This is a genomic window from Microbacterium wangchenii, assembly GCF_004564355.1.
GTDB lineage: Bacteria > Actinomycetota > Actinomycetes > Actinomycetales > Microbacteriaceae > Microbacterium > Microbacterium wangchenii.
Genome location: NZ_CP038266.1, coordinates 1609318 through 1626065, shown reverse-complemented (window position 1 = coordinate 1626065; position 16748 = coordinate 1609318). Strand labels below are relative to the sequence as shown.

The following is a 16748-nucleotide window of genomic DNA, read 5'->3' as shown; positions in this document are numbered from 1 at the left end:
GTGGACGACGGTGTCCCGGCGGGGGTCCCACCGGGACACCTCCGCCGTTTACGACAGTACCAGCAGACCTGCGGTCTTCACTCGGGCCGTCGCGAAGCGGTCCTGGACGTTGGCCCAGTTCGCGATGTTCCAGAACGCCTTGACGTAGTCGACGCGGACGTTGAGGTAGTCGAGGTAGTACGCGTGCTCCCACACGTCCAGCAGCAGCAGCGGCACGGTGGCCGCGGCGATCTGACCCTGCTGGTCCTGGATCTGCTGGATGACGAGGTTCTCGCCGATGGAGTCCCAGAACAGGCCGGCCCAGCCTGCGCCCTGCACGCCCAGCGCGGCAGCGGTGAAGTGGGCCTGGAACTTCTCGAACGAGCCGAAGGCGTCGTCGAGAGCCGCGGCCAGTTCACCCGTGGGCTGGTCCCCGCCGTCCGGCGACATGTTCGTCCAGAAGATGGAGTGGTTGACGTGCCCGCCGAGGTTGAACGAGAGGTCCTTGGTCAGCTTGTTGACGTTGGCGAGGTTGCCCGTCTCGCGGGCCTCGGCGAGCTGCTCCAGCGCGGTGTTGGCACCCGTGACGTAGGTCTGGTGGTGCTTGTCGTGGTGCAGCTGCATGATCTTGCCGCTGATATGCGGCTCCAGCGCGGCATAGTCGTAAGGGAGGTCGGGCAAGGTGTACTTCGCCATATTCTCTTCTTCCGTTCGGCGCGCGCCGAGAACCCCGGCGCAGCGAGGATGACGTGTTTCATCCTAGTGAGCGCCAACGCGCGCGCACCCCGGTTGCTTCCCGCCACGGCGCGCGCTAGCTGCGGTGCTCGTCAGTCCTCTGCGCCGACGGGGACGGCCGACTCGGTGCCCGGGATGCCCTCGGCCTCGGCCTTCTTGTCGGCCATCGCGAGGAGCCGGCGGATGCGGCCGGCCACGGCATCCTTCGTCAGCGGCGGGTCGGCGTGGTGGCCGAGCTCGTCCAGGCTCGCGTCGCGGTGGGCCAGGCGCAGGTCGCCCGCCTCGCGGAGGTGGTCGGGGACGTCGTCGCCGAGGATCTCCAGCGCGCGCTCGACACGGGCGCACGCGGCGACGGCGGCCTGCGCCGAGCGGCGGAGGTTGGCGTCGTCGAAGTTGACGAGGCGGTTCACGCCCGCGCGCACCTCTCGGCGCTGACGCAGCTGGTCCCATTCGGCGGCGGTGCGGCGGGCGCCCATCTCGGCCAGGGTCGCCCGGATCGCCTCGCCGTCGCGCACGACCACGCGCGGCACCCCGCGCACTTCACGCGCCTTCGCGGGCACGCCGATGCGATGCGCGGCGCCCACGAGCGCCATCGCGGCCTCGGGCGAGGGGCACGCGATCTCCAGTGACGCCGAGCGGCCCGGCTCGCTCAGCGAGCCCGCCGCGAGGAACGCGCCGCGCCACACCGCGGCCAGGTCGGCGCGGGAGCCGGTGGTGAGCTTGTTGGGCAGGCCCCGCACCGGGCGACGGCGCTGGTCGAGCAGGCCCGTCTGACGCGCGAGGGTCTCCCCCGCCTCGATGACGCGCACGGCGTAGTGCCCGCCGGTGCGTCCGCCCGAGCCCTGCACGTGGACGAGCTCGGGGCGCACGCCGTAGAGCTCCATGAGGTCGCGCGCGACGCGGCGCGCGAGCAGCTCGGAGTCGAGTTCGGCCTCCACGGCGACCCGGTTGGCGATCGAGTGCAGCCCCCCGGAGAAGCGCAGCAGCGCCGTCAGCTCGGCGACGCGAGCCGTCGGTCGGGGATCGCGGACGGTGGTCAGCTCGGCCTTCACGTCGGCGGTCAGCGGCACAATTCTCCTCGGGACGGCGGGTGGGGACAACAGTCCAGACTACTCGGCGCCCATCTCACTCACGACCCAGGTCACGGTGTGCGACCCGCACGGCGACTCCCGGAGTGCCGCGCAGGCGCTCTGCCAGCTCCCGCGCCATCACGACCGAGCGGTGCCGTCCGCCGGTGCAGCCGATGGCCACGACGGAGTGCCGCTTGTTCTCCCGCTGATACCCGGCGAGCACGGGAGCCAGCGCTGCCGCGTAGGCGTCCAGGAACTCGGCGGCGCCGGGCTGGGCGAGGACCTCCTCGCGCACCGGAGCGTCCTCGCCGCTGAGGGGGCGCAGGTCGTCCTTCCAGTACGGGTTGGGCAGGAACCGCATGTCGGCGACCATGTCGACATCGGTGGGCAGGCCGTACTTGAACCCGAAGCTCATGAGCGTGACGGTGTGACGGGCCGCACCCTCCTCGCTGAACAGCTCGACCGCGCGGGAAGTGAGCTGGTGGATGTTGGTCGTGGAGGTGTCGATGAGCACGTCGGCCGACGCGCGCACCTCGGCCAGCTGCTCGCGCTCGCGGCGGATCCCGTCCAGGATCGTGCCGTCGCCCTGCAGCGGATGCGGCCGGCGCACCGCCTCGAACCGGCGCACGAGCACGTCGTCGCCGGCGTCCAGGAACACCACCCGCACCTGCCGCCCGGCGCGCAGGATCTCCATGACACGGGGCAGGTCGGAGAACAGCTCGCCGCCGCGCACATCGACCACGACGGCCACGCGCGGGACGGCGCCGCCGGCCAGTTCGGTGAGCTCCAGCAGCGGGCGGAACATCTGCGGCGGCAGGTTGTCCACGACGTACCAGCCGAGGTCCTCCAGCGCGTTGGCGACCGTCGTGCGTCCGGCACCGGACATGCCGGTGACGATCAGCACTTCGCCGCTGTGACGTGCTTGATCGGTCATGACCACCCCCGGGACCCCAGCCTAGCGAGCCAGATGGGCGTGGACCGCCTCCGCGAGCTTCGGGCCGATGCCGGGGAGCTCGGCGATCTGCTCGGGGGATGCCTCCCGCAGCGCCGTGACCGACCCGAAATGCCGCAGCAGCGCCTTGATGCGCGCCTCCCCCAGGCCGGGCACCTCCGACAGCACGCTGGTGATGTCGCGCTTGCGACGCGTGCGCTGATGCCGGATCGCGAAGCGGTGCGCCTCGTCCCGCAGCCGCTGCAGCAGGTACAGCGCCTCGCTCGTGCGCGGCAGGATCACCGGGTACTCCTCCCCCGGCAGCCACACCTCCTCGAGCCGCTTGGCGATCCCGCACAACGCGATCTCCTCGTGTCCGGCGTCCGCCAGCGCCCGCGCGGCGGCCTCCACCTGCGGCTTCCCGCCGTCGACCACCAGCAGCTGCGGCCGGTAGGCGAAGCGCGGGCGCTTGCGGGTGGTGACGACCTCCGCATCCGGATCGGTCACCGGTTCCGCTTCCGGCTCCTCCGGCCGGTCGAGGTAGGCCAGGCGCCGCGTGAGCACCTGGTACAGCGAGTCGGTGTCGTCGGTGGTCTCGGCGACCCCGAACGAGCGGTACTGATCCTTGCGCGGCAGCCCGTCTTCGAAGACCACCATCGAGGCCACGACGTTCGTACCCGACAGATGCGACACGTCGTAGCACTCGATGCGCAGCGGCGCCTCGGCGAGGTCGAGTGCCTCCTGCAGATCGGTCAGCGCCTGCGACCGCGCGACGTAGTCGCTCGTGCGGCGCGTCTTGTGGAGCATGAGCGCCTGCTGCGCGTTGAGGGTCGCAGTCTTCAGCAGCTCGGCCTTGCGCCCGCGCTGAGCCACCTGGATCGTGACGTTCGTGCCGCGCCGCTCGCGCAGCCACGCCTCCAGCTCGGCGGTGTCTTCGGGCAGGGTCGGCACGAGCACCTGCTTGGGGATGTCGGCGGCGGCGGCGTCTCCGTAGGTGCGCTGGAGCACCTGGTCCACCAGATCCGCTCCGGAGATGTCGATCTCCTTCTCGATCGTGGTGGCCCGCACACCCCGGACGCGGCCGCCGCGGACGACGAAGTGCTGCACGGCGGCAGCCAGTTCGTCCTCCGCGATGCCGAACAGATCGGCGTCGGTGTCGGGGGCGAGCACGAGGGCGCTCTTGTTGAGCACCGCCTCGATGGCCTGCAGCTTGTCGCGGTAGCCCGCGGCCGCCTCGTAGTCCATCGCGGCCGAGGCCTCCCGCATCCGCGCGGTCAGCGCCTTGGTGAAACGCTGGTCGCCGCCGGCCATGAAGGCGACGAAGTCGTCGACGATCGCGCGGTGCTCCTCGATCGTGACCTTCATCGAGCATGGTCCGCCGCAGCGTCCGATCTGCCCGGGGAAGCACGGCCGCCCGGACTGCATGGCCTTGCGGTACGACGCGTCGCTGCACGTGCGGATCGGGAAGACCTTGATCATCAGGTCGATCGTGTCGTGCACCGCCCACACCTTCGGGTAGGGCCCGAAGTACTTGGCGCCGGGGATGCGCCGGTTGCGTGTGACGATCACCCGCGGCGCCTCGTCGGCGAGGGTGATCGCCATGAACGGGTACGACTTGTCGTCTCGGTAGCGCACGTTGAACGGCGGATCGAACTCCTTGATCCACATGTACTCCAGCTGCAAGGAGTCCACGTCGCTGGCCACGACCGTCCACTCCACGGATGCGGCGGTGGTGACCATGCGCCGCGTCCGCTCGTGCAGCGAACGCAGCGGTGCGAAGTAGTTCGACAGGCGCGCCCGCAGGTTCTTCGCCTTGCCGACGTACAGCACGCGCCCGTCGGCATCGCGGAACCGGTAGACGCCGGGATTGGTGGGGATCTCGCCGGGCTTCGGGCGGTACGGAAGCTGCGACATCCGCTCGCGGGATGCCACCCTCAGCCGGCCTTGCGCTCGAGTTCCGGCTCGCGTGCCTCGCGCATCCCCAGCACCTCGGCCAGGAACGCGCCGGTGTGGCTGCCCTGTGCTCGCGCGACCTGCTCCGGCGTGCCGGTCGCCACGATCTGCCCGCCGCCGGAGCCGCCCTCGGGGCCGAGGTCGATGATCCAGTCCGCCGACTTGATGACGTCGAGGTTGTGCTCGATGACCAGGACGGTGTTCCCCTTGTCGACGAGGCTGTTGAGCACCTCCAGGAGCCGGCGCACGTCTTCGAAGTGCAGACCCGTGGTGGGCTCGTCGAGCACGTAGATCGAGCGGCCGTTGCTGCGACGCTGGAGCTCGGTGGCGAGCTTCACGCGCTGCGCCTCGCCGCCGGAGAGGGTCGTGGCCGACTGTCCGAGTCGCACGTATCCGAGACCGACGTCCACGAGCGTCTTGAGGTAGCGGTGGATCGCCTGGATCGGCTCGAAGAACTCCGCCGCCTCCTCGATGGGCATCTCCAGCACCTCGGCGATGTTCTTGCCCTTGTAGTGCACGGCGAGGGTGTCGCGGTTGTACCGCTTGCCGTGGCACACCTCGCAGTCGACGTAGACGTCGGGGAGGAAGTTCATCTCGATCTTGATCGTGCCGTCACCCGCGCACGCCTCGCAGCGTCCGCCCTTGACGTTGAAGCTGAACCGTCCGGGCTGGTAGCCGCGCACCTTGGCCTCGGGCGTCTCGCTGAAGAGCGTGCGGATGCGGTCGAACACGCCGGTGTAGGTGGCGGGGTTGGACCGGGGCGTCCGGCCGATGGGCGCCTGGTCGACGTGCACGACCTTGTCGAGGTTGTCCAGGCCCGTCACGCGCGTGTGCTTGCCGGGCACGCGGCGCGCACCGTTCAGGCGCGTGGCGAGCACTTCGTACAGGATGTCGTTCACGAGAGACGACTTGCCCGAGCCGCTGACGCCGGTGACGGCGGTCAGCACTCCGAGGGGGAAGTCGGCGGTGACGTTCTTGAGGTTGTTCTCGCGCGCGCCGACGACGGAGATCTGCCGCTTCTTGTCGATGCGCCGGCGCTTCTTCGGCGTCGGGATCTCGCGGCGCTTGGCGAGGTAGTCGCCGGTGATCGACCCCTCCTCCGCCAGGAGCGCGTCGAGGGGCCCGGAGTGCACGACGTGGCCGCCGTCCACGCCCGCGCGCGGTCCGATGTCGACGATCCAGTCGGCGGCGTGGATGGTCTCCTCGTCGTGCTCGACGACGATGAGCGTGTTGCCGAGGTCGCGGAGCTTGACGAGGGTGTCGATGAGGCGGCGGTTGTCGCGCTGGTGCAGGCCGATCGAGGGCTCGTCCAGCACGTACAGCACTCCGGTGAGGCCGGAGCCGATCTGGGTCGCGAGACGGATGCGCTGCGCCTCGCCGCCGGAGAGCGATCCGGCCGACCTGCTGAGGTTGAGGTAGTTGAGCCCGACCTCGATGAGGAACTCCAGCCGCACGCGGATCTCGCGCAGCACCTGGGCGGCGATGTGCGCCTCGCGGTCGGTGAGCTCGAGCTGGGCGAAGAAGGCCTGCGCGTCGGAGAGGCTCAGGCGCGATGCCTCGGCGATCGAGTGGCCGTGCACGAGCACCGCGAGCACCTCCGGCTTGAGGCGGTCGCCGTCGCACACGGGGCACGGCACCTCGCGGAGGAACTCCGACCAGCGCTGCCGCTGCGTGTCGGACTCGGCCTGCAGGTACTGCCGCTCGATGTAGGGCACGACGCCCTCGAATCCCGACGCGTACCGCATCTCGCGGCCGTACCGGTTCTTCCACTTCACGGTGACCTTGTAGTTCTCCCCGCGCAGCACCGCGTCCTGCACGTCGGCCGGCAGGCGGTGCCACGGGGTGTCGAGGGAGAAGTCCAGGTCGCGCGCGAGACCCTCCAGCAGCCGCTCGTAGTACTGGAACAGGCCCTTGCCCTGCGTCGTCCAGGGGATGATGACGCCCTCGCGGATCGACAGCTCAGGGTCGCCGAGCATGAGGTCGACGTCCACCGACATGCGCGTGCCGAGTCCCGAGCAGGTCGGGCAGGCCCCGAAGGGCGCGTTGAAGGAGAACGTACGCGGCTCGATCTCGGTCAGCTGCAGCGGGTGGCCGTTGGGGCACGCGAGCTTCTCGGAGAAGGACTGCCACGCGGCATCCCCCTCCTCGTCGACGAAGTTGACCTGCATGACCCCGCCGGCAAGGCTCAGGGCGGTCTCGACGGAGTCGGTGACGCGACCGAGGATGTCGGGGCCGGCGACGAGGCGATCCACGACGACGGCGATGTCGTGCTTGTAGCTCTTCTTGAGGGTCGGCGGTTCGGCCAGCTGCACGAGCTCGCCGTCCACGACCGCGCGCGCGTAGCCCTTGGCGCTGAGCTCCTTGAAGAGGTCGACGAACTCGCCCTTCTTCTGGCTCACCACCGGCGCGACGATCTGGAAGCGCGTGCGCTCGGGCAGTTCGAGAAGCTGGTCGGCGATCTGCTGCACGGTCTGGCGCTGGATCTGCGCTCCGCACACGGGGCAGTGCGGCACGCCGATGCGCGCCCACAGCAGACGCATGTAGTCGTGGATCTCGGTGATCGTGCCCACCGTGGATCGGGGGTTGCGGTTCGTGGACTTCTGGTCGATCGAGACGGCCGGGCTCAGTCCCTCGATGAAGTCCACATCGGGCCGGTCGACCTGGCCGAGGAACTGACGTGCGTACGCGCTGAGCGACTCGACGTAGCGGCGCTGGCCCTCGGCGAAGATCGTGTCGAACGCGAGGCTGGACTTGCCGGAGCCGGACAGGCCGGTGAAGACCACGAGCGAATCGCGCGGGATGTCGAGGTCGACGTCCTTCAGATTGTGGACGCGCGCACCCCGCACGCTGAGCTTTCCACTGGTGTTTCCGGGCAGGGCGACAGGAAGGATGGGCACCCGTCAAGTCTAGGCGGGGCCTCCGACACGGGGTCTGGGTTCGCGCCCAGCGCACATCCTGCCGGCTCCCAGGTTCACCCCGCGGAGCTCGTCAGCCGCGGCGGCCGGCGAACGGTGCGAGGCCGTCGCGGAGGGCGGCGAGGGCGTCGGGGGTCATGCCGGTGGCGGCCATGACCTGCTGCGGCACGTCGAGCGCCTGCGCTCGGAGCTCGCGGCCGGCATCGGTCAGGGTGATCTCGAGTACGCGCTCATCCCCCGCCCGTCGCCCGCGGCTCACGCGACCCTGCGCCTCGAGCCGCTTCACCAGCGGCGACAGCGTCGCCGGGTCCATCGCCAGCTCGGCGGCGAGCTCGCCCAGCGATCGCGGCGAACGCTCCCACAGCGCGAGCATCACGAGGTACTGCGGATGCGTCAGCCCGAGCGGCTCGAGGACGGGACGGTAGATCGACACGACGTTGCGTGCGGCGGTGACCAGCGCGAAGCACACCTGGTTCTCCAGAGCGAGGAGATCGTCGGCGGACATCCGCACCCCTTCCGATCGTTAGTACACTAAGCATCATGGCACGAAAGGATGCGGACAAGCCTCCGCTGCGCGACCGCGTCCGCAAGGCCGGCGGCTGGTACAGCTACCTCAACTCCCGGCTCATCCGCGTCGCCGGCCCCGCCTCGGTCGGCCCGTACGAGACGACGCCCGAGCCCACGCGCACGGGCCGCCCGTGCCCCCTGTGCGGCTCTCCCATGTCGGAGCACACGTTCGACCGCTCGGGCCCCAAGCCCCTCATGCACTGCCCCTGACCCGTCAGGCGTGGCCGGCGCGCTCCATGGCGCGCAGCTCCTTCTTGAGGTCCTGGACCTCGTCGCGCAGGCGCCCGGCCAGCTCGAACTTCAGTTCGGCCGCGGCGGCCAGCATCTGCTCGCTCAGATCGGCGATGGTCGCCTCCAGCTGGTCGGCGCCCTCCGCCGCGATGCCCGTGCGGCGCAGCTGCGGCGTGGGCGACTTGCCCTTGCCGTTCTTCGACGCCGCCGCATCGCGACGCGAGAGCAGCTGCTTGGTGTCGCTGGCCTCGCGGGCGAGCACGTCGGTGATGTCGGCGATCTTCTTCCGCAGCGGCTGCGGATCGATGCCGTGCTCGGTGTTGTAGGCGATCTGCTTCTCACGGCGACGATCAGTCTCCTCGATGGCCTTGGCCATCGAGTCGGTGATCTTGTCGGCGTACATGTGCACTTCGCCGGACACGTTGCGCGCGGCGCGCCCGATGGTCTGGATGAGCGACGTGCCGCTGCGCAGGAACCCCTCCTTGTCGGCATCGAGGATGGCGACGAGCGAGACCTCCGGCAGGTCCAGGCCTTCGCGCAGGAGGTTGATGCCGACGAGGACGTCGTAGACACCCGCACGCAGCTCGGTGAGGAGCTCGACGCGGCGGAGCGTGTCGACGTCGGAGTGGAGGTACCGCACCCGCACCCCGTGCTCGCCGAGGAAGTCGGTGAGCTCTTCGGCCATCTTCTTCGTCAGCGTGGTCACCAGCACGCGCTCGTCGCGGCTCGCCCGCACGCGGATCTGCTCGAGCAGGTCGTCGATCTGTCCCTTCGAGGGCTTCACGATGATCTGGGGGTCGACGAGGCCCGTCGGACGGATGATCTGCTCCACGACGCCGTCGGCGATGCCCATCTCGTAGCGTCCCGGTGTGGCGGAGAGGTACACCGTCTGCCCCACGCGGTTCTTGAACTCGTCCCACCTCAGCGGCCGGTTGTCCATCGCGCTGGGCAGCCGGAAGCCGTGCTCGACGAGCGTGCGCTTGCGCGAGGCGTCGCCCTCGTACATCGCCCCGATCTGGGGCACCGTGACGTGCGACTCGTCGATGACCATGAGGAAGTCGTCGGGGAAGAAGTCCAGCAGCGTGTGCGGCGGATCGCCGGGACCGCGGCCGTCGAGGTGGCGGGAGTAGTTCTCGATACCCGAGCAGAAGCCCAGCTGCTGCAGCATCTCGAGATCGAAGGTGGTCCGCATGCGCAGGCGCTGCGCTTCCAGGAGCTTCCCCTGCGATTCCAGTTCCTTGAGTCGCTCGGCCAGCTCGTGTTCGATCGTGCCGATCGCTCGCTTGACGGTGTCGGTGCCCGCCGCATAGTGCGTCGCGGGGAAGATCGGGATGGCCTCCATCCGCTGCAGCACGTCTCCGGTGAGGGGGTGCAGCATGTAGAGCGCCTCGATCTCGTCACCGAACATCTCGATGCGGATGGCGAACTCCTCGTACACCGGGATGATCTCGATCGTGTCGCCGCGCACGCGGAAGTTGCCGCGGGAGAAGTCGACGTCGTTGCGGTTGTACTGCATCGCGATGAACTTGCGGATGAGGGTGTCGCGGTCGTACCGCTCCCCCACCTGCAGCGCGACCATGGCGCGGAGGTACTCCTCGGGCGACCCGAGGCCGTAGATGCACGAGACGGTGGAGACCACGATGACGTCGCGCCGGCTCAGGAGGGAGTTGGTGGTGGAGTGCCGCAGGCGCTCCACCTCGGCGTTGATCGAGGAGTCCTTCTCGATGAAGGTGTCGGTCTGCGGGACGTACGCCTCGGGTTGGTAGTAGTCGTAGTACGAGACGAAGTACTCCACGGCGTTGTTGGGCATGAGCTCGCGGAACTCGTTCGCCAACTGCGCGGCCAGGGTCTTGTTGTGCGCGAGCACGAGCGTGGGGCGCTGGACCTGCTCGACCAGCCACGCCGTGGTGGCCGACTTCCCGGTGCCGGTGGCGCCCAGCAGGACGACGTCGGTCTCGCCGGCGTTGATGCGGGCGGCGAGTTCGGCGATCGCCTGCGGCTGGTCGCCGGACGGCTCGTATTCGCTGACGACCTCGAACGGACGGACGGATCGGGTGGCCTGCATGCTTCCAGCGTAGGGCGGCCCTCCGACGCCCGGGCGGCCGTTCGCCCAGCGCGGAGGGGGCAGGGCTCAGCCCGAGAGCCGCTCCCACAGCGCATCGGCCCGGCTCCGGGTGTCCTCGAGTGTTCCGGTCGTGTCGATGACGACGTCGGCGAGCTTGAGGCGGTCCTCGTCGGAGGCCTGGGCGGCGATGCGGGCGCGGGCGTCGGCCTCACTCATCCCGCGTTCGCGGATGAGGCGCTGCACCCGGATCTCGGCGGGGGCGTGCGCGACGACGACGAGGTCCCACGGATCGCTCGCGCGCGCCTCGGCCAGCAGCGGCACGTCGTACACGATCACCGCGTGCGGATCGGCAGCGGCCTCCGCGAACCGCCGGGCGGACTCGGCCCGCACCGCCGGGTGCACGATGGCGTTGAGCGCGGCGAGCTGCGCGGGGTCGGCGAAGACCCTGGCGCCCAGGGCGGCACGATCCAGGCTGCCGTCGGCACGCACGAGATCGGCGCCGAAGGATGCGGCGATCTGCTCGAGTACGGGCGACCCGGGCTGCTGGACGTCGCGGACGATCTGGTCGGCGTCGACGATCACGGCCCCGTGCTCGGCGAGACGACCCGCGATCGTGGACTTGCCCGAGGCGATGCCGCCGGTCAATGCGATCAATGGCATGACCTCGAGCATGCCATGCCCGTCCCGCGCGGGGAGTCGTGTTGACGTGTCGATGCGCTCCTGTATTACGATCCTGCTATACCGCGGGTCACCCGAGACCGGCGGCCTCCCGAAGGTGACGCATGCCCCACGCGCGTGTCGCGGTCGTCATCGAGGATGACGCGGATATCCGGTCCCTGATCTGCACCGTGCTGACAGGGTCCGGCTTCGACGTGCACACGGCCTCGGCGGGGGTGGAGGGCATCGAGCTCGTCCGGCAGCTCTCCCCCGCCGTCACGACGCTGGATGTCAGCATGCCCGGCATCGACGGCTACGAGACGGCCCGCCGCATCCGCGCCTTCAGCGACACGCGCATCCTCATGGTCACTGCGCGCGCCGACGAGAGCGACGTGCGGCTGGGCCGGGAGGCGGGCGCCGACGACTACATCGCCAAGCCGTTCCGCCCGCGCGACCTGCGCGCACACGTGGAGGAGATCGTCGGCCGCGACTGACGCGATCAGCCCTCCGAGAGGATCACCGAGGCATCCGTGCTCGAGGCCGAACGGCGGGCGGCTTCCTGCGCCGCCTCCACGAGTGCGTCGAAGTCGTGGCCGACCTGGTCGGACAGGGCCACCCCGACGGCGACGGCGGGGATCACCGACAGCCCGATGTCGGACATGTCGTCGAGCGTCCGCTGATGGAGGGCGGCGGCGATGCGCCGCACGTCGGCGAAGGACGTCGTGACGAACGCGGCGAGCACCGTCCGGCGGTCGCCCTCCCCCACGATCGCCGAACTGGGCGCGTGGCGGCGCGCGCCGGCGCGCCAGGCCGCCGCGACCGCCTCCGCCTCACCCGGCCCGAACGCCGTGCCGATGCGGGAGAGGTCGTCCATGCGCAGCGCGATGACGCAGATGGTCTCGTCGTTGTAACGGGCGCTGCGCACCAGGCGCGAGGCCAGTTCCCGGAAGGATCCGGGCAGCAGCACGCCGTCCAGCGCCATGTGCAGCGTCACTGTCTCGCGCTGCCCGCGCAGGCTGGACTCCCCGGCCCGGAGCACGGAGGTGGTGACGACCGCCGTGATGGTCAGCGCCATGGTCAGAAGCGACGCGACCGGGGTGTCGAACCACGCGCGGAACAGCTCGCTGTCGGGCCCGGCGACCAGGAAGACGCCCGTGCGCACGACGAACCACACGGTCTCGGCCGACAGGACGATCGTCAGGCCGATGCCGCTCCACTGCGCCGCCAGGGCGCCCCGACGCGTCTCGACCGCGCCCAGGGCGGCGAAGGCGGCGTTGCCGAGGAACATCGCCACCGCGCCCGCCCATGCACCGCCCTCGAGCCCCGCTGAGAGGACCGCGGCCACGACCACGGTGATCCCCACGACCAGGACCACGCCGGCCCCGCGCACGTCGCGCCGGTTGTAGGCCCGGCACCCGAGCCACAGGAAGCCGGTGGTCGCCACGAACGCGCCGTTGCCGATCGCCACCGCGATGTACGCGTCGGCCTCGATCGACCACACGAGGTAGCACAGCACGCTCAGGATGCCGGCGAGATACGCGATCGCCCACAGCCGCCCCGCGCCGCCCTCCTTGCGCAGCAGCGTCTCGACGAGGTAGAGCACGCCGGAGACGAGGACGACCAGCGCGGTGGCGGTCGTGATCGTGAACACGTCGATCGAGGTCATCGGGTCTCCTCCTGGAACGTGATGGGCAGGCGCACCGTGAACGCCGCGCCCGCGCCCGGCCGGGTGTGCACGAAGATCTCGCCGTTGTGCGCGTGCACGATGTCGCGGCTGATGGCCAGGCCGAGCCCGGATCCGTGGGTCGTGGAGTTGCGAACCGAGTCGGAGCGGAAGAAGCGCTCGAACAGGTGCGGCTGCTCGTCGACGGAGATGCCCGGACCCTCATCGGCCACGGTGATCCACGCATCCGTGTCGTCGCTGCTGAGCCCTGCCCGGACGACGCCGCCGTCGTGGTTGTACTTCACCGCGTTGGAGAGCAGGTTGTCCACGACCTGGCGGATGCGGTGGGGGTCCACGGATGCGGAGACGGGGCGCACCTCGGACGTGTCGATCGTGATGTGCCGCTCCGCCGCGCGGGGCCCGATCGATTCGACCGCCGCCGCGAGGATCTGCGACAGGTCGACGCGCTCGGGGTGCACCAGGAGCCGCACGCCCTGGCGGGACGAGGCCGAGACCACCAGGATGTCGGCGACCAGTTCGAGCAGGCGGCCCGCGTTGCGCTCGGCGACTTCGAGGTCGCGGCGGGTCTGCGGCGACAGCTCGGGTGCGTCCAGCGCCAGCTCGAGGTACCCCACGATCGAGGTCAGCGGCGTGCGCAGTTCGTGGGAGACCGAGGCGACGAGGTCTTCACGCGCGCGCAGCGCCTGCTCCTCGTTGGTGACGTCGCGCGAGATCACGATCGCCCCCGCCGGGCTGCCGTCGAGGTCGGTGAGCCGCCGCGCGGTGACGATGAGGGCGCGGCGGCCCTCCCCCGGCATGCCGTACCAGACGAGCTCGTTCTCGAACGTCTCGCCGCGGCGCGCGCGGGCGAGGGGCGCCTCGTCGGCGTCCAGCCGCGTGGTGCCGTCGGCCGCGAACGCCGGGATGTCCTCCCCGCTCCAGGTGGAGCTGCCCTGCAGCCGCGCATGCGCCTCGTTGGTCAGGACGAGGTCGCCGGAGCGGGTGATGCGCGTGACGCCGAAGTCGACCGCATCCAGCACCTCCGTCACCACCGCCTCCTGCCGGCGCGCCCGGTCGACGGAGCGCTTGAGGTAGGCCGACTGCTTCTCCAGCAGCTCCCGCTGCACGTGCGAGCGGCGCGTGTAGATGGCCACGAGCACTCCGAGCGCGGCGATCAGGATCGGGAGCAGGAACAGCGAGGCGGTCAGGCGGGCCGCCGGGTCCAGGGCGGTGAGCACGATCAGCATCGCGGTGGTCGCGGCGGTGGAGGCGATCACGCCGATGAAGCCGTACACGGAGGCGATCCACATCGCGGGGAACGCCCACAGCAGTCCGAGACCGGCCGTCGGCGCGGATTCGCGGATGAACCCGATCGCGACGATGTCGATGATGGGCAGGATGCCGGCGGCCCAGTGGGGCAGGCGCGTCCATGGGATGAGCACCGCCGCCACGGCGCCCAGGTAGATGACGGCGACGCCGATGATGTGGCTGGCGGGTCGGAGAACTTCCCCCAGCAGCAGCGCCACCACCGTGACCACGAGGGTCACCCCGCTCAGCAGGAACTGATTGAGCAGCACCGTCCGGTCGCGCGTGCTCTCCTCATCGCGCACCCGCCGCGCACCGCCGGACAGCAAGGCCATGCGCATGACAGTAGCGCCCCGTGCACTTCCATCCCCGTCGCGACGTGACACGGATGGGGCGCCCGCCCCGGCGGGGGGAGCCGGGACGGGCGCGGTGCGACGGTACGTGCGCACCCTTTGTACCGGCTGAATCCTGTGCCGACGACGGTGTTCAGCCCCGGCGGGCGAGCGCCTCGCTGCGCCAGCGGGTCCACAGCATCCAGGGGTCGCCGACGCCGGCGGCCAGCACCGCGATGTGGGCGGCGAGAGGCTCGGAGAGGCGGAACCACTCCGTACCCTCGAAGCGGTCGGCGGCGAACTCGCCGTGACGGCGCTGTTCGAGCGTGCGGTCGCCGCGCTCGAAGGCGAGCAGGTCGTCGTGTCGGATGGCGGCCAGGCGCTGACGGGGGTTCGCCGTCGTGCCGATCTTCACGCGGTCGGAGTACCGCAGGTAGTACACCACGTCCACGCGCGGGGGCGGCAGGTCGTCGTCGGGGACGTCGCCGTAGCGCCACTCGCACGCGGCGCACAGCCAGCCGGACGGCCACCGCACCCCCAGTCGCGACCGGCACACCAGGCACGGCGAGGGCAGCAGGTCGGTGACGCCGTGCACGCGCTGGTCCCATTCACCGGCGACGGCGAGGTGTCGCTCGCACAGCGGCAGCGGCGTCGCGGGGAACACCGCCTCCCCGCATCCGTCCACCAGGCATCGCACGTCTCGACAGTACGTCGCGGCGCCGACACCGCTGTCCCCCGTTCGCCCTACAGACAGCCGCCGTCGGTCCGGCCTAGGGTCGGAGAGCGTCGCCGTATTCCCCCCACCGGCGGACGCAAGGAAGCATGACCACCCTGCTCATCACAGCTGCCCTGCTGCTCGCCGGCGCGTGCACGGGGCTCCTGCTCGGCATCGCACGCGTGCCGAGGATCCGTGCCGTGCCCGTGACCGTCGCGCTGACGCTGGCGACCGCCCTCGCGATCGCGGTCGTCATGGTCGGCCCCCGTGAGCCATGGCTGGGCGCGGCTGTGGCGGTGCTGATCGTCCTGTTCTCGCTGCTGTCCACGGCGTGGATGTGGAAGAACAAGGAGGGGGTGGACGCCTCCTACGGTTGGATCCTCGTCCAGGAGATCCTCCACCCGGAGCGGCTGCGCAGGCCGCATACGGAGTGACCCGGCGATCGACGGGTCCGGCGCATCCGGCACCTAGCCCCGCGGTTCGTCCGGCGCGCGGGCAGAGTCGGCCCACACCTCCCGCAGGCGCTGATTGGGGCCGGGTGGGATGCGATTGCCCGAGCGGAACTGAAAGCGCCATGCCACTTCGGGAACCACCACTTCGAGGACATCGCGCGGCACCCGGTCGGCCTCTATCACGAGCTCATCGAAGGCCACGTCGACGAAGCTCGCGGTGCGTCGGGGGTCGGCGAAGTGGACGTCCTGGTAGGGATGCGTTCTGACGGTGCCGTGCCCGATCAGGCCGTAGGAGCCGCCTTGACGCAGGAGCCACGCATCCGTTCCGGGCTCCACCTCCTTCCGCGCGCCCACGGACCACTGCGTCACGAACGGCGCGCCTTCGGCGACGCGTGCCACCACCGCGGCGTACGAACCCGGCCATTCGTCCCACAGCGAGGGGTTCCAGCCCAGGATGACCCCTGCGCCCCGCCAGTAGTCGGCGCCGGACCGGCTCGTGCCCGTCATGCGACCGAACCCAGCGACCGTCGCAGAGCGGGTACCGCAAGCATCACCACGAGCACCGCGGCCACCACCCACAGCGCGGCGGCACCGAGCCAGCCCAGCGCCGCGGCGCCCAGCACGGCACCGCACGCGATGGATGCCCACATCAGCAGCTGCCGCTGCCACCCCGTGTGCTGCTCGCCCCGGGCCGCGCGCACGAGACCCTGACCGAGCTTCACGAGCGCACCCGTCATATAGGTGACGCCGAAGGGAATGTCCCCGTCCTGGGCGAACACCGTGTTCATGGCGCCCATGGCGAAGGCCAGCACGCCTCCCGCCGCCCACCGCCACTCCCCCGCCGCGACGGCGGCGGCCACGCACACCAGCGTCAGGACCATCGCGAGCACGCGGACCGGTCCCCGGCCGTGCCCGCGCGGCATCGCCGTGCCGGCCATGGCACCCGCCACGAAGCATCCGATCAGCAGCAGCGCGGATGCCGCAGCCGGGAGCGACGCGGTGGACAGATCCACGCTCGCGCGCGTGGTGTTGCCGCTCATGAACGACACGAAGTACCCGCCGAGGTAGAGGAACCCGAAACCGTCGATGTACCCCGCGATCGCGGCGAGCAGCGATGCCGTGGCCAGACGACGCCGGGTCAGTGACTTCACCATGCATGGGAGCGTATCGCCGCCCCG

16 protein-coding genes are annotated in these 16748 nt (G+C 70.5%); 3 read left to right on the top strand and 13 right to left on the bottom strand.

Annotated elements, in window-relative coordinates; translation table 11 throughout:
- Positions 1-48: 48 nt before the first annotated feature.
- From E4K62_RS07720 to E4K62_RS07695, 6 genes are all read right to left on the bottom strand, one after another.
- Positions 49-675: a superoxide dismutase gene (locus E4K62_RS07720; RefSeq protein WP_135065748.1), complete on the bottom strand. Its 627-nt coding sequence runs from the start codon at positions 673-675 to the stop codon at positions 49-51.
- A gap of 131 nt (positions 676-806) precedes the next feature.
- A complete protein-coding gene (whiA, locus tag E4K62_RS07715; protein ID WP_135065745.1) occupies positions 807-1784 on the bottom strand; it encodes a DNA-binding protein WhiA in 978 nt (325 codons plus the stop codon).
- 55 nt (positions 1785-1839) lie between these two features.
- The gene (gene rapZ / locus E4K62_RS07710) at positions 1840-2718 is read right to left on the bottom strand and encodes an RNase adapter RapZ (protein WP_135065742.1); all 879 of its coding nucleotides are present in this window, start codon (positions 2716-2718) and stop codon (positions 1840-1842) included.
- Positions 2719-2739: 21 nt separating this feature from the next.
- Positions 2740-4629 carry an excinuclease ABC subunit UvrC gene (uvrC, locus tag E4K62_RS07705; RefSeq protein WP_135065739.1) on the bottom strand — a complete coding sequence of 630 codons (1890 nt, stop codon included), beginning with the start codon at positions 4627-4629 and terminating at the stop codon, positions 2740-2742.
- Positions 4630-4649: 20 nt separating this feature from the next.
- Positions 4650-7565, bottom strand: a complete 2916-nt coding sequence (uvrA, locus tag E4K62_RS07700) for an excinuclease ABC subunit UvrA (protein WP_135065736.1) — start codon at positions 7563-7565, stop codon at positions 4650-4652.
- A 91-nt stretch (positions 7566-7656) separates the two neighbouring features.
- Positions 7657-8088, bottom strand: a complete 432-nt coding sequence (locus tag E4K62_RS07695) for a MarR family winged helix-turn-helix transcriptional regulator (RefSeq protein WP_135065733.1) — start codon at positions 8086-8088, stop codon at positions 7657-7659.
- Between the two features lie 35 nt (positions 8089-8123).
- Here E4K62_RS07695 and E4K62_RS07690 point away from each other — a divergent pair, with 35 nt between their 5' ends.
- Positions 8124-8360, top strand: a complete 237-nt coding sequence (locus tag E4K62_RS07690; protein ID WP_135065730.1) for a hypothetical protein — start codon at positions 8124-8126, stop codon at positions 8358-8360.
- A gap of 4 nt (positions 8361-8364) precedes the next feature.
- Here E4K62_RS07690 and uvrB read toward each other — a convergent pair whose 3' ends face one another.
- Both uvrB and coaE read right to left on the bottom strand, forming a co-directional pair.
- The gene (gene uvrB / locus E4K62_RS07685; protein ID WP_135065727.1) at positions 8365-10446 is read right to left on the bottom strand and encodes an excinuclease ABC subunit UvrB; all 2082 of its coding nucleotides are present in this window, start codon (positions 10444-10446) and stop codon (positions 8365-8367) included.
- A 66-nt stretch (positions 10447-10512) separates the two neighbouring features.
- Entirely contained in the window at positions 10513-11106 is a 594-nt protein-coding gene (gene coaE / locus E4K62_RS07680; RefSeq protein ID WP_135065724.1) for a dephospho-CoA kinase, read from the bottom strand.
- A gap of 122 nt (positions 11107-11228) precedes the next feature.
- Between coaE and E4K62_RS07675 the strand changes: the two genes are divergently transcribed.
- Positions 11229-11597, top strand: a complete 369-nt coding sequence (locus E4K62_RS07675; RefSeq protein WP_135065721.1) for a response regulator transcription factor — start codon at positions 11229-11231, stop codon at positions 11595-11597.
- Positions 11598-11602: 5 nt separating this feature from the next.
- On the opposite strand, the gene E4K62_RS07670 is transcribed toward E4K62_RS07675, so the two are convergent.
- The 3 genes from E4K62_RS07670 to E4K62_RS07660 form a co-directional block, all read right to left on the bottom strand.
- Entirely contained in the window at positions 11603-12769 is a 1167-nt protein-coding gene (locus E4K62_RS07670) for a hypothetical protein (protein WP_135065718.1), read from the bottom strand.
- Positions 12766-14406, bottom strand: a complete 1641-nt coding sequence (locus tag E4K62_RS07665) for a sensor histidine kinase (protein ID WP_135065716.1) — start codon at positions 14404-14406, stop codon at positions 12766-12768. The genes E4K62_RS07670 and E4K62_RS07665 overlap by 4 nt, the downstream gene beginning before the upstream one ends.
- A 151-nt stretch (positions 14407-14557) precedes the next feature.
- Entirely contained in the window at positions 14558-15100 is a 543-nt protein-coding gene (locus E4K62_RS07660; RefSeq protein WP_135065714.1) for a GIY-YIG nuclease family protein, read from the bottom strand.
- A gap of 125 nt (positions 15101-15225) precedes the next feature.
- Between E4K62_RS07660 and E4K62_RS07655 the strand changes: the two genes are divergently transcribed.
- Entirely contained in the window at positions 15226-15552 is a 327-nt protein-coding gene (locus E4K62_RS07655) for a hypothetical protein (RefSeq protein ID WP_135065712.1), read from the top strand.
- A 33-nt stretch (positions 15553-15585) separates the two neighbouring features.
- On the opposite strand, the gene E4K62_RS07650 is transcribed toward E4K62_RS07655, so the two are convergent.
- Positions 15586-16077, bottom strand: coding sequence for a hypothetical protein (locus E4K62_RS07650; RefSeq protein WP_135065706.1), 492 nt, complete (start codon positions 16075-16077; stop codon positions 15586-15588).
- A complete protein-coding gene (locus tag E4K62_RS07645; protein WP_135065703.1) occupies positions 16074-16724 on the bottom strand; it encodes a YoaK family protein in 651 nt (216 codons plus the stop codon). The genes E4K62_RS07650 and E4K62_RS07645 overlap by 4 nt, the downstream gene beginning before the upstream one ends.
- Positions 16725-16748: the final 24 nt, after the last annotated feature.